Annotated in this window: 14 protein-coding genes and 1 tRNA gene; 1 reads left to right on the forward strand and 14 read right to left on the reverse strand. The window is 40.1% G+C overall.

The features are described from left to right. Nucleotides 1-20: 20 nt before the first annotated feature. The 13 genes from FQ204_RS08900 to FQ204_RS08960 form a co-directional block, all read right to left on the reverse strand. Nucleotides 21-791 (reverse strand): acetyl-CoA carboxylase carboxyl transferase subunit alpha, encoded by a 771-nt coding sequence (locus FQ204_RS08900; protein ID WP_144210787.1) that lies wholly within the window; start codon nt 789-791, stop codon nt 21-23. Next, nucleotides 788-1,651: an acetyl-CoA carboxylase, carboxyltransferase subunit beta gene (gene accD, locus FQ204_RS08905; protein ID WP_144210789.1), complete on the reverse strand. Its 864-nt coding sequence runs from the start codon at nt 1,649-1,651 to the stop codon at nt 788-790. Before accD ends, FQ204_RS08900 begins: the two co-directional genes overlap by 4 nt. Before the next feature lie 19 nt (nt 1,652-1,670). Further along, nucleotides 1,671-3,038, reverse strand: a complete 1,368-nt coding sequence (locus FQ204_RS08910) for an acetyl-CoA carboxylase biotin carboxylase subunit (protein WP_144210791.1) — start codon at nt 3,036-3,038, stop codon at nt 1,671-1,673. 14 nt (nt 3,039-3,052) lie between these two features. Beyond that, nucleotides 3,053-3,475, reverse strand: a complete 423-nt coding sequence (gene fabZ / locus FQ204_RS08915; protein ID WP_144210793.1) for a 3-hydroxyacyl-ACP dehydratase FabZ — start codon at nt 3,473-3,475, stop codon at nt 3,053-3,055. Continuing rightward, nucleotides 3,472-3,951: an acetyl-CoA carboxylase biotin carboxyl carrier protein gene (gene accB / locus FQ204_RS08920; RefSeq protein WP_144210795.1), complete on the reverse strand. Its 480-nt coding sequence runs from the start codon at nt 3,949-3,951 to the stop codon at nt 3,472-3,474. Before accB ends, fabZ begins: the two co-directional genes overlap by 4 nt. Beyond that, nucleotides 3,952-5,184: a beta-ketoacyl-ACP synthase II gene (gene fabF, locus FQ204_RS08925; protein WP_144210797.1), complete on the reverse strand. Its 1,233-nt coding sequence runs from the start codon at nt 5,182-5,184 to the stop codon at nt 3,952-3,954. It lies immediately after the preceding gene. A 66-nt stretch (nt 5,185-5,250) separates the two neighbouring features. Continuing rightward, on the reverse strand, nt 5,251-5,985 hold the full coding sequence (gene fabG / locus FQ204_RS08930; RefSeq protein ID WP_144210799.1) for a 3-oxoacyl-[acyl-carrier-protein] reductase: 735 nt from the start codon (nt 5,983-5,985) through the stop codon (nt 5,251-5,253). Between the two features lie 2 nt (nt 5,986-5,987). Further along, nucleotides 5,988-6,914 carry an ACP S-malonyltransferase gene (fabD, locus tag FQ204_RS08935; RefSeq protein ID WP_144210801.1) on the reverse strand — a complete coding sequence of 309 codons (927 nt, stop codon included), beginning with the start codon at nt 6,912-6,914 and terminating at the stop codon, nt 5,988-5,990. After that, the gene (fabK, locus tag FQ204_RS08940; RefSeq protein ID WP_144210803.1) at nt 6,907-7,881 is read right to left on the reverse strand and encodes an enoyl-[acyl-carrier-protein] reductase FabK; all 975 of its coding nucleotides are present in this window, start codon (nt 7,879-7,881) and stop codon (nt 6,907-6,909) included. Before fabK ends, fabD begins: the two co-directional genes overlap by 8 nt. Nucleotides 7,882-8,144: 263 nt before the next feature. Next, a complete protein-coding gene (locus FQ204_RS08945) occupies nt 8,145-8,369 on the reverse strand; it encodes an acyl carrier protein (RefSeq protein WP_003026017.1) in 225 nt (74 codons plus the stop codon). A gap of 53 nt (nt 8,370-8,422) precedes the next feature. Next, entirely contained in the window at nt 8,423-9,397 is a 975-nt protein-coding gene (locus FQ204_RS08950; protein WP_144210805.1) for a beta-ketoacyl-ACP synthase III, read from the reverse strand. After that, the gene (locus FQ204_RS08955) at nt 9,397-9,831 is read right to left on the reverse strand and encodes a MarR family winged helix-turn-helix transcriptional regulator (RefSeq protein ID WP_022527109.1); all 435 of its coding nucleotides are present in this window, start codon (nt 9,829-9,831) and stop codon (nt 9,397-9,399) included. The genes FQ204_RS08950 and FQ204_RS08955 overlap by 1 nt, the downstream gene beginning before the upstream one ends. Nucleotides 9,832-9,921: 90 nt before the next feature. After that, nucleotides 9,922-10,713, reverse strand: a complete 792-nt coding sequence (locus FQ204_RS08960; RefSeq protein WP_144210807.1) for an enoyl-CoA hydratase — start codon at nt 10,711-10,713, stop codon at nt 9,922-9,924. Nucleotides 10,714-10,879: 166 nt separating this feature from the next. Between FQ204_RS08960 and FQ204_RS08965 the strand changes: the two genes are divergently transcribed. Further along, on the forward strand, nt 10,880-12,229 hold the full coding sequence (locus FQ204_RS08965; protein WP_144210809.1) for an aspartate kinase: 1,350 nt from the start codon (nt 10,880-10,882) through the stop codon (nt 12,227-12,229). 180 nt (nt 12,230-12,409) lie between these two features. Here FQ204_RS08965 and FQ204_RS08970 read toward each other — a convergent pair. After that, a tRNA-Asn gene (locus tag FQ204_RS08970) sits at nt 12,410-12,483 on the reverse strand. Between the last annotated feature and the right edge of the window lie 82 nt (nt 12,484-12,565).

The raw sequence follows: 12,565 nt of genomic DNA on the forward strand, positions 1-12,565 counted from the left end.
TCCCACTCTCTCTTTTGAGATTAGTATTTTCTAAATCGTTGGTAACGCGCTTCTAACAATTGATCAAGCGGCAGTTGAGATAAGTTGGTTAGCTCAGCAACAATTTCTTGCTTCACAGCGTTCAGTAAATCTTGATTGCTAAGCCCTGTCTCAGCAATGACCTTATCCACCACTTTCATGTCAAGAAGTTCATGAGAGGTGATTTTCATAAGTTCTGCAGCTTCCATAGCACGACTGCCATCTTTCCATAAAATGGAAGCGAAGCCTTCTGGACTAAGCACTGCATAAATCGAATTTTCGAGCATCCACACTCTATCTGCGACCGCTAAAGCGAGCGCTCCGCCAGAACCGCCCTCACCGATAATAATAGCAATAATCGGCACCTTTAAATCACTCATTTCGAGCAAATTACGCGCAATAGCTTCTCCTTGACCGCGCTCCTCAGCCCCAACTCCCGGATAAGCACCAGCTGTATTGATGAATGTCACGATAGGACGACCGAACTTCTCTGCCTGTTTCATCAAACGAAGAGCCTTTCGATACCCTTCTGGATGAGGCTGACCGAAATTACGTTGCAAATTATCCTGTAGATTACGTCCCTTTTGAATCCCAACAACGGTGATAGGTTGACCATTCAGAGTTCCAATACCGCCAATGACTGCCCCGTCATCTCGAAAAGAGCGATCGCCATGCAATTCAATAAAATTTTCACAAATTCCTTGCGCAAAATCCAAAGCTGTCAACCGTGTCTGATCTCGTGCTTCTTTAATAATTCGAGTAATCTTCGTCATTGTTTACCTCCATGGAAAGCAAGTAGTTTGGCAATGGTGGAGCGCATTTCTACTCGTTTGACAATGGCATCTACAAATCCATGTTCTAGCAAAAATTCTGCCTTTTGGAAATCATCAGGTAATTTTTCACGAACAGTCGTTTCAATCACTCGACGACCTGCAAAACCAACTAGTGCTTGCGTTTCAGCAAGAATGATGTCTCCTTCCATAGCAAATGAAGCCGTCACACCACCTGTTGTCGGATCGGTTAAGATTGTCAAATAAAACAAGCCAGCATTAGAATGACGTTTCACCGCTGCGGATACTTTAGCCATTTGCATCAAACTCATAATTCCTTCTTGCATGCGAGCGCCACCAGAAGCTGTAAACAAAGTGACTGGCAACTGATGTTCTGTAGCATATTCAAAAAGACGAGTAATTTTTTCTCCAACGACCGTTCCCATAGAAGCCATGATAAAGTTGGAATCCATAATCCCCAAAGTCGTCTTTTGTCCGTCAATTGTCGCAATTCCTGTGAGTACTGCTTCATCTAAACTCGTTTTTTCGCGAATCTTTTTCAATTTCTCACGATAATTCGGAAAATTCAGTGGATCCGTTGTTTCAATTCTCGTAAACAATTCCTCAAAGCTGTTGGCATCTACAGTCAGATTGAGACGTTCAAAAGCTGAAATACGAAACGTATAACCACACTGTGGACAAATACGTTCGCCTCCTAAATCTTTTTGGTAAATGATATGCTTACATCCTGGGCATTTTGAAAATAATTCATCGGGAAACTCAGGCTTTGCTTGAGGTATCTCACGACTTGAACGATTGGGATTGATACGAATATATTTATCCTTTTTGGAAAACAAAGCCATGATCTATATCTTTACTCCTCTAATTTTTCTTTTGATAAGCTGGTAAAAATTTCTCCATAAGAAAAGCTGTATCATAGTCTCCAGCGATAACATGCGGATCCGAAATCAAATCCAGTTGGAAACCGCTATTTGTCACAACACCGTCAATTTCTAATTCATAGAGTGCGCGCTGCATTTTCATTAGTGCATCAAATCGATTTTCACCATGCACAATAATCTTGGCAATCATACTGTCATAATACGGCGGAATCGTGTAGCCTGGATAAACTGCCGAATCCACACGCAGCCCCACACCACCACTTGGTAGATAGAGATTTGAAATTTTTCCTGGACTTGGCGCAAAGTTAAATGCAGGATTTTCCGCATTGATTCGACATTCAATAGCGTGACCTGTTATATGAATATCTTCTTGACTAAAAGGCAATTCTTGCCCCGCAGCAATTTTTATTTGCTCCTTGACAATATCTACACCCGTTACAAATTCCGTTATCGGATGTTCCACTTGAACACGAGTATTCATTTCCATGAAATAAAATTCTCTTTTGTCTTCGTCAAATAAGAATTCAAGCGTTCCTGCATTTTCATAGCCAACCGATTGAGCAGCTCGCACAGCAGCTTCGCCAATTTTACGACGAAGGGTCTTGCCAATCGCAACCGACGGACTTTCTTCCAGCACTTTTTGATTATTTCTTTGAAGTGAACAATCGCGCTCGCCTAAATGAACGACATGACCATGTTGATCAGCCAAAATTTGGACTTCAATATGCCGAGCTGGATAAATGACTCGCTCCATATACATGGCGCCATTTCCGAAAGCCGCTTTGGCTTCGCTGGAAGCCGATTCAAAGGCGGCTACTAAATCTTCTGCCTTTTCGACTTTCCGAATGCCTTTACCACCACCGCCAGCGGAAGCTTTTAGCATGACTGGATAGCCGATTTTTTCTGCAACTGCAAGTGCTTCGTCTGACGTATGAACTTCGCCATCAGAACCTGGGATTACAGGCACATTAGCCTTAATCATCTGAGCACGCGCATTGATTTTATCACCCATTAAATCCATTACTGCTCCCGAAGGACCGATAAATTTAATACCAACTTCCTCGCACATGGTCGCAAACTTAGAATTTTCACTCAAAAAACCAAAACCTGGATGAATCGCCTCTGCCCCAGTCAAAACTGCCGCAGAAAGAACCGCATTCATATTGAGATAGGATTCCGTTGACTTTGCTGGACCAATGCAAACCGCTTCATCTGCCAGTAAGGTGTGGAGAGCTTCTTTATCAGCCGTAGAATAAACTGCGACTGTCGCAATTCCTAATTCTCTGGCTGCTCGAATAATTCTAACCGCAATTTCCCCACGGTTGGCAATTAAAATCTTACGAAACATGGTGAAATCTCCTTTTATTGTCCGAGGGCAAAAGTTAAAATACCACTCGCTGCCAACTTCCCGTCAACTTCTGCTTTGGCTTCCACAACAGCAATCGTTCCACGGCGTTTCACAAATTTCGCTGTCATGATGAGCTGATCCCCAGGAACAACTTGCTTCTTAAATTTCACCTTGTCCATCCCGGCATAAAAAACCAATTTCCCTTTATTTTCTTCCTTGGACAATTCCAAAACGCCGGCCGTTTGAGCCAAAGCTTCCATGATGAGGACACCAGGCATGACAGGATATTCAGGAAAATGACCGTTAAAGAAAGGTTCATTAATCGTAACATTTTTCAGAGCCACAATCTCGTCTTCTTTTATTTCCAAAACACGGTCAACCAACAGCATAGGATAACGATGTGGAAGAGCTTCTTTTATCGCATTGATATCAATCATTTAATCCGCACCAGACCTTTCCCAAATTCGACCATTTCTTCATTCTGCACAAGAATTTCTGTCACAATACCGTCTTTAGGTGACGGAACTTCATTCATCACTTTCATAGCCTCAATAATCATCAAGGTTTGCCCCTTCTTCACTTGGTCGCCAACGGAAACAAAGGAAGGTTTATCAGGTCCAGAAGCAAGATAAGCAACTCCAACCAAGGGACTTTCAACCACATCGCCTTCAGCTGTTGGTACTTCTGGACTAACCGTTTCCTCCACAATTGGAGTAACAGTTGGCTGGGCAACTTCTACTGGTGAAACAAGATTGGTGTTCACTGTTGAATCCTCTGCAGAAGGAGCAATTGATTCAACTGTTCTTTCGTTTTTGCTGAACGTTAATTCATCACTTTGATTTTTATAAGAAAATTCACGCAAACTTGATTGGTCAAATTGAGCCATCAAATCTTTGATCTCATTGATATTCATTTAAGCCTCCCAGCGCTTGAATGCAAGAACTGCATTGTGCCCACCAAAACCAAAGGTATTTGAAATCGCATACGGAATATCATATTCTTGTCCCTGACCATAGATGACATTTGCCTCCATGTAGTCTGAAAGCTCTTGTGTTCCCGCAGTCATCGGCACAAAATTATGACGCATCGCTTCAATCGTTGCAATGGCTTCAACGGCTCCAGCTGCTCCAAGCAAGTGACCGGTAAAGGATTTCGTAGAAGAAACCGGTACCTCTTTTCCTAAAACTGCAACGATTGCTTGACTTTCACCTTTTTCATTAGCTGGAGTTGAAGTTCCATGAGCATTGACATACGCAACGTCTGAGGGTTCAATTTCAGCTTCATCAAGCGCCAATTTAATCGCCTTAATCGCACCAGCTCCTTCTGGATGTGGAGACGTCATATGATAAGCATCACAAGTATTTCCATAACCAACGATTTCTGCCAAAATCGTTGCTCCACGTTTTTCAGCATGTTCCAAACTCTCTAGAACCAACATACCAGAACCTTCACCCATAACAAAGCCATTCCGATCTTTATCAAATGGAATAGAAGCACGAGCTGGATCTTCTGTCGTAGAAAGCGCTGTTAAGGCTTGGAAACCAGCAATAGCAAACGGTGTAATGGAAGCTTCAGATCCACCAACTAACATGACATCTTGAAAACCAAATTTTATAGAGCGAAAAGCATCTCCGATAGCATCGTTTGAAGAAGCACAAGCCGTGTTAATGGATTTACAAATTCCATTTGCACCAAAGCGCATAGCGACATTCCCCGCTGCCATATTCGGCAAAGCTTTTGGCAATGTCATTGGCTTGACACGTCTTGGACCTTTTTCATGCAAACGAAGAACTTGATCTTCAATTTCTTTAATACCACCAATTCCTGATGCCACAATAACACCAAAACGATCATGATCGATTGTTTCAACATCTAATTTTGCATCATTTATAGCTTCTTGAGAGGCATAAAGAGCATAAAGGGAATAGTTATCAAATCGATTGGTATCTTTTTTGATAAAATATTTATCAAAAGGAAAATCCTGAATTTCTGCAGCATTGTGAACTGCAAAATCACTATGGTCAAATTTCGTGATTGGACCAATTCCAATCTTGCCTTCTTTTAAACTCTTCCAAAATTCTTCTGGTGTGTTTCCAATAGGGGAAGTCAAGGCATATCCTGTTACAACAACTCGATTTAGTTTCATTTAAAACTCCTTTATTAAGAAAATATGTTGAATACCTAGACTGAACTCATAAGTTCTAGTCTCCTTCTACTGCATGGTTAGCCCACCATCAATAGCAATGACTTGCCCAGTTAAATACTCTTGACGAGCTAGAAAGGCTGCCACTTCTGCTACTTCGCTGGTATTACCAAAACGCTTCATCGGAATTTGAGCTAACGTAGCTTCTTTCACTTTATCAGACAAAACATCGGTCATATCTGATTCAATCATACCTGGCGCAATAGCATTTACTCGTACATTACGAGCTGCTACTTCACGCGCCACAGATTTTGTGAAACCAATCAGCCCAGCTTTAGAAGCTGCATAATTTGCTTGACCGATATTCCCAGTCAATCCAACAACACTAGACACATTGATAATAGCTCCCTGACGAGCTTTGGTCATCGGCTTCAAAACTGCTTGTGTCATATTAAAAGCACCCACAAGATTCACTTTCAAAACCTGCTCAAAATCTTCCTCAGTTAATTTCAACATGAGTTTATCTTTTGTGATACCTGCATTATTGACCAGAATATCCACACTTCCAAGTTTTTCGATAGCTTCCTCTATCATTCGCTTGGCATCTGTGCTATCTGACACATCACCAGAAATCGGAATCACTTGTACCCCATAATCTGAAAATTCAAAGATGAGCCCTTCATCAATCTCACGGCGACCGTTTAAAACAATGTTGGCACCTAGACTCGCAAACTTATGAGCCATTGCAAGCCCAATCCCACGTGTCGAACCAGTTATAAAAATATTTTTTCCTTTAAGTTCCATACCTATTCCTTATCTTCTAGAAGAGCAGACAAGCTAGTTATGTCTTCTACTTGAGCTACCTTCGCTGATTTGTCAATTTTTTTAATAAAACCAGACAGAACCTTACCTGGACCAATTTCGATAAAATCAGTTACACCAGCTTTTTGCATCGTTGCAATACTATCATAAAACCGAACTGGTTCCATAACTTGACGAGTTAAGAGTTCCTTAATTTTTCCTTGTTCCATGACAGTTGCTTCGGTATTTCCTACCAAAGGAAGTTTGAAATCAGCAAATTCAACTGTTTCTAAAACTTTTGCCAATTTATCACTTGCTGGCTTTAACAAAGCTGTATGAAATGGACCAGAAACTTTAAGCGGAATTAAGCGTTTCACACCAGCTTCTTTTAACAATTCCACAGCTTTGTCAACCGCTTCTGCTTCGCCACCAATGACAATCTGACTAGGTGTATTGTAGTTTGCTGGTGATACAATTCCTAGCTGACTAGCTGCTTGACAGGCTGCTTCAATTGTAGCTAAATCCGCATTTAAAACCGCAACCATTTTACCAGAGCCAGCAGGAGCCGCCTCCTCCATTAAAGCACCACGCTTCTCAACCAAAGCAACCGCTGTTTTAAAATCCAAAACACCTGCTGCTACCATGGCAGAGTATTCTCCAAGAGAAAGGCCTGCTACCATATCAGCTTGCATTCCTTTTTCTTGCAATAGTCGGTAAATAGCAACCGAAGTGGTCAAAATCGCTGGCTGAGTATAACGTGTCTGATTGAGTTTTTCTTCTTCATAATCAATCAAAAAACGTATATCATAGCCTAATACTTGACTTGCTTCATCATAGGTTGCCCTCACTACATCATACTGATCGTAAAGGTCACGAGCCATTCCCAGATACTGAGCACCCTGACCTGCAAATAGAAAGGCTGTTTTAGTCATTTCTAGTTACTCCTGCCCAACGGCTAGCTTCTTTTTGGATTACCTCTGCTGCACCGTAGTAAATATCTTTCAAAATTTCTTCAACTGTTTCTTCTTTGCTGACAAGCCCCGCAATTTGTCCTGACATGACAGAGCCATGTTCAACATCACCGCGAACAACTGCATTTGCAAGAGCGCCAGCTCCTAAATTCTCAAAAACAGTTAAATCAGGATTTTCTTGCTTAAAAGCATCCTTTTCTGCTTGGTCAAATTCTCTAGTTAGTTTATTTTTCAAAGCTCGTACTGCATGACCAAAATGTTGAGCAGAAATGGTTGTATCAATATCCCGAGCTTTCAAAATCATATTTTTATAATTTTGATGCGCATTTGACTCTTTCGCAACAACGAAACGCGTTCCTACTTGCACAGCTTCTGCACCAAGCATAAAGCCTGCAGCTGCGCCATGACCATCGGCAATTCCTCCTGCTGCAATCACAGGAATATCAACAGCTTCAACGACTTGACGAGTTAATGTCATCGTAGTCAATTTCCCGATATGGCCTCCTGCTTCCATTCCTTCAGCAATCACCGCATCTGCACCAATTTTTTCCATTCGCTTAGCCAATGCTACACTTGGTACCACCGGAATGACTGTGATGCCTGCATCGTGGAAACGAGTCATATATTTACTTGGATTTCCTGCACCAGTTGTCACAACCTTGACACCTTCTTCAATAACCAAGTCAACAATATCTTCCACAAAAGGAGACAACAGCATGATATTCACACCAAAAGGCTTGTCTGTTAATGATTTAATCTTATCAATATTAGCTTTAACAACTTCTTTTGGTGCATTACCACCACCAATAATTCCAAGACCTCCAGCTTTAGAAACTGCACCAGCCAAGTCACCATCAGCAACCCAGGCCATCCCACCCTGGAAAATAGGATATTTAATATTTAACAATTCTGTAACACGTGTTTGCATAATACCTTCCTTTATATTGCTTAAGTAATGGCTCAATCCTTTCAATTCAAGCACTTGTATACTTTGAAAATCAAACTATTACCTAAACAAGAGGGAGTGAAACATGCCATCCAACCATAGATTTTATTGTTCCACCCCAGCAAAATTAACTGTCTCTTGATCTTTTCTCAAAAGAAAATCGGTTATACAGTCAACTTTACTGCCTACCTCAATACCTTTTTCAAAAGAGGGCGAGAATCTTATCTCAGCCCCGTTTCATCTTTTTATTTTGTTTTTTCTTCAACGTAGGCAACTAAGTCACCAACTGTGTTCAATCCTTCTTCGGTTTCGATTTGAATATCGAATGCATCTTCAATTTCTGAGATGACTTGGAACAAATCCAATGAATCTGCGTCAAGATCATCAAAAGTTGACTCAAGAGTAACTTCTGAAGGTTCTTTACCAAGTTCTTCCACAATAATTTCTTGTACTTTTTCAAATACTGCCATGATAGACTCCTTTAAAAATAAATATTTATATTCATGTGTTTACCACATAATAACTAAATTGTAACAATAAGTGTGCCCCATGTCAAACCTCCACCGAATCCTGACAGCAAAACTGTTTGACTGCCATCAAGGTGAATAAGTCCTTTTTCAACACACTCAGATAAAAGAATTGGAATGCTCGCTGCACTCGTATTCCCATATTCCATCATATTTGCAGGAAGTTTTTCCCTCGCTGCACCAATCTTTTTCGCCATTTTATCTAAAATACGAATATTGGCCTGATGTAATAGTAAATAGTCAATATCCTGTACTTGAATATCACTAGATTCAATCGTATTTTTTATAGATTTTGCCACATCTCGAATAGCGAAATCAAAAATTTTACGACCATCCATCGTCAAATATGGTGCCGCTTCTTCCTTTTCAGAATAAGGTGAAGATAAACCAAACTTACCACAAGTCAAGCTTTCCCCGCGCGAACCGTCCGTATATTGACTTTCAGCTAAAAAATGCTGCCGCTCTGAGCTCTCTAGCAAAACACCACCAGCACCATCACCGAAAAGAACCGCAGTTGAACGATCAGACCAATCAAGAACTTTTGATAAGGTTTCACTTCCTATAACAAAACCCTTCTGATAACAACCTGAGGAAATCAACTTTTCAGCTGTTGACAAAGCGAAGATAAAGCCACTGCAAGCCGCTGTCAAATCAAAGGCAAAAGCATGATTTGCACCAATATTCGCTTGAACTCGTGCAGCCGTTGAAGGCATCATAGAGTCTGGGGTGATAGTTGCCACAATGATAAAGTCTAACTCATCTGCATTGATGTTCGCCTTTTTCAACAATTGTCTTGCCACCTTAGTAGCCAAATCACTCGTTGATTCTGTCTGTGATAGATGACGACGTTCTATTCCTGTTCGACTTGAAATCCATTCATCGCTCGTATCCATTATTTTTGCCAAATCATCATTTGTAACCACTTGACTCGGAGCATAATGAGCGACTTGACTAATTTTAGCATAGTTCATTATTTCAAATCCTCTAGAAAATGATACAGATTAGTTAACCCTTTCCCCATGACCTTCATCTCTTCAGCATCCATTCCTTCAATGATTCTTTCAACCATTCTCTTGTGAAATCTTCTATGCAAGCGATAAATCAGGCGACCATTTTTTGTCAAATTCAGATGAACCACACGACGATCAACTTCTGAACGTGTCCGTTCAATATAACCTTTTCTTTCGAGGTTATTTAAACTAGTTGTTACGGTTCCTAATGTCACCATCAATTCCTTTGCTACGCTACTAGGAGTCGCATTGGGATTTTTTCCAACAACATCAATCGTGTGCATTTCTTTGATAGAGATATCTTTGAAGCGACTGCCTCTCAAACTAGATTCTTCAATAACCAACACATTATTGAAAATAGATGTTAAATAATCATTGACCAATTGGTAATCCAAAAATCTATCCTCCTCTAACAAAAACTTTTACTATCAAAACATTTGACTAAAAAAGTATATCAGATATCAAAATAAATTGCAACTATTTTTTTACTTCCCAGAAAATTTTGGTCGACGTTTCTCAGAATAAGCTCGAACGCCCTCTTTAAAATCCTCTGTAAAGGCTAAAGTTTTCTGTAGCTCCAATTCGAGATTGGCGTATTCATTCCAGCCAGTAAATAAACTTTTCCACACTAATTCTTTAATAGCACGATATGAGTTGAGTGAATGCCGTTTTAACTTTTTAATCAACTGATTTGTTGTAGTTTCTAACTTTTCAACCTCACAAACTTTATACAAGAGACCATAATTTAAAGCTTTTTCAGCATTTAATGGTTCTCCCGTCATTGCTAATTGAGTTGCTCTCGTCACACCAATCGCTCTTGCAAGCAAATACAGTCCTCCTGCATCCGGAGCAAGACCTACCCCCACAAAAGCTTGAATAAAACGAGAACGCTCCGTTGCAATACAGAAATCCGCGGCGACTACCATATTAGCTGCTGCACCAGCGACTGGCCCATCCACACTCATAATGACTGGCTTAGATAGTTGTTTCATTGAGTAAGAAATTTCATTTACCAATTCAGCGATTTTGACCAAAGACTGAACATCATCTGCCTCCACCGCACGCTGCATTTCTGCTAAATCACCACCAACAGAAAATACTTTCCCATTTGCATTGATGAGCAATATTTGGATTTCTTCATCTTCAGAAGCCATTTTTATCGCTCTTAAAATTTCTTCACACATGGGAACATTAAACCCATTGGAAACCTCTGGGCGATTCAAAGTCAATGTTGCAACACCGTCATTGACACTATATAAAATATTTTCAAATTGCATTAAATTGCCTCCGACAATTCTTTTCTTTGTCAATTAAATTATTTGACTATCAAATAATTTATTATATTCTAGCATAAACAATTTGCTTTCGCAAGTATGCACAAACAAATTTGAAAAGATTTCAGAATTTTGCTATAATTTAAACAATCAGCTAATAGGAGAAGTTATGAAAGTTGTTAAATTTGGAGGAAGCTCACTTGCTTCTGCTAGCCAATTGGAAAAAGTATTACAGATTATTAAAGCAGATTCCGAACGTCGCTTCGTGGTTGTATCTGCGCCTGGAAAGCGAAGCACTCAGGATACAAAGGTAACAGATGCCCTCGTTAAATATTATCGAGACTATGTTGCTGGAAATGACGTAACAAAACACCAACAATGGATTATTCAGCGTTATCGAGATATGGCGATAGAACTGCAGCTCAAGCCAAATATTCTAGAGAGAATTTCAAAAAGTATCCAAAAACTCGCAAGCCTTCCCATCGAAGACAATAAATTCTTGTACGATACTTTTCTTGCTGCAGGTGAAAACAACAATGCGAAACTCATTGCGGCTTATTTTACCCAAAATGGTGTAGATGCTCGCTATGTTCATCCCAGAGAAGCAGGACTCATTGTGTCCAGCGAACCAGGAAATGCGCGACTTCTCCCCTCCAGTTATGATAAAATTGAAGAATTAAATGAAGCCGATGAAGTCTTAATTATCCCAGGATTCTTTGGAGTAACAAAAGACGATCAAATTTGCACCTTTTCACGTGGCGGGTCCGATATTACTGGATCCATTATTGCTGCCGGTGTAAAAGCTGATCTCTACGAAAATTTTACAGATGTTGATGGTATTTTTGCAGCTCACCCTGGCATTATCCACATGCCACACTCTATTCCAGAATTAACTTATCGTGAAATGCGCGAATTAGCTTATGCAGGCTTTACTGTATTACATGACGAAGCACTCATTCCAGCTTACCGTGGGAAAATTCCACTCGTTATTAAAAATACAAACAATCCCACTCATCCTGGGACAAAAATTGTTTTAAAGCACAGCAACAGGGACTTCCCTGTAGTAGGTATTGCTGCAGATGCCCATTTCACAAGCATCAACATGTCTAAATACCTCATGAACCGTGAAATCGGTTTTGGTAGAAAAGTTCTGCAAATATTGGAAGATCTAAATATCCGCTGGGAGCACATGCCTACCGGTATCGATGACTTATCTATTATTCTTCGGGATCGTGAATTAACCCCCATTAAAGAGGAAGAAATTCTTCGGCAATTAAGACAAAAGTTAGAAGTCGATCACGCAGAAATCGAACATGATCTCTCAATCATTATGATTGTCGGTGAAAAAATGAAAAGTCATATTGGTTTGACCGCTACTGCAACAAAAGCATTATCAGATAATCATATTAATATCCAAATGATTTCACAAGGATCTAGTGAAGTTTCAATCATGATTGTTATCAATTCCGAACAAGAAAAAGCAGCTATTAAAGCACTATACCAAGCATTTTTTGCATAAAAATTGACTCTATCATCATGATAGAGTCAATTTTTATTGTTTTAGAAACATATTACATTATCAAAGAACAATCAAAAAACTAACAAGCTTACAAATCTTTACAATAAAAGATTAGTTAAGCAAAAAGTTGAACACAAATAAAAGAAATCTTGTTTAAACAAGATTTCTAATCATATGCAACTCCGGCAGTAGGACTCGAACCTACGACATCATGATTAACAGTCATGCGCTACTACCAACTGAGCTATGCCGGATAAATGCTAAGCGACTACCCTATCTCACAGGGGGCAACCCCCAACTACTTCCGGCGTTCTAGGGCTTAACTTCTGTGTTCGG

It is taken from the genome of Streptococcus constellatus (genome assembly GCF_902167705.1).
Classification (GTDB): domain Bacteria; phylum Bacillota; class Bacilli; order Lactobacillales; family Streptococcaceae; genus Streptococcus; species Streptococcus constellatus_A.

Bases quoted from the DNA above. Each gene is read 5' to 3' on its own strand.
- FQ204_RS08900 (WP_144210787.1), bottom strand. From the start codon at position 791: ATGACGAAGATTACTCGAATTATTAAAGAAGCACGAGATCAGACACGG.
- accD (WP_144210789.1), bottom strand. From the start codon at position 1,651: ATGGCTTTGTTTTCCAAAAAGGATAAATATATTCGTATCAATCCCAAT.
- FQ204_RS08910 (WP_144210791.1), bottom strand. From the start codon at position 3,038: ATGTTTCGTAAGATTTTAATTGCCAACCGTGGGGAAATTGCGGTTAGA.
- fabZ (WP_144210793.1), bottom strand. From the start codon at position 3,475: ATGATTGATATCAATGCGATAAAAGAAGCTCTTCCACATCGTTATCCT.
- accB (WP_144210795.1), bottom strand. From the start codon at position 3,951: ATGAATATCAATGAGATCAAAGATTTGATGGCTCAATTTGACCAATCA.
- fabF (WP_144210797.1), bottom strand. From the start codon at position 5,184: ATGAAACTAAATCGAGTTGTTGTAACAGGATATGCCTTGACTTCCCCT.
- fabG (WP_144210799.1), bottom strand. From the start codon at position 5,985: ATGGAACTTAAAGGAAAAAATATTTTTATAACTGGTTCGACACGTGGG.
- fabD (WP_144210801.1), bottom strand. From the start codon at position 6,914: ATGACTAAAACAGCCTTTCTATTTGCAGGTCAGGGTGCTCAGTATCTG.
- fabK (WP_144210803.1), bottom strand. From the start codon at position 7,881: ATGCAAACACGTGTTACAGAATTGTTAAATATTAAATATCCTATTTTC.
- FQ204_RS08945 (WP_003026017.1), bottom strand. From the start codon at position 8,369: ATGGCAGTATTTGAAAAAGTACAAGAAATTATTGTGGAAGAACTTGGT.
- FQ204_RS08950 (WP_144210805.1), bottom strand. From the start codon at position 9,397: ATGAACTATGCTAAAATTAGTCAAGTCGCTCATTATGCTCCGAGTCAA.
- FQ204_RS08960 (WP_144210807.1), bottom strand. From the start codon at position 10,713: ATGCAATTTGAAAATATTTTATATAGTGTCAATGACGGTGTTGCAACA.
- FQ204_RS08965 (WP_144210809.1), top strand. From the start codon at position 10,880: ATGAAAGTTGTTAAATTTGGAGGAAGCTCACTTGCTTCTGCTAGCCAA.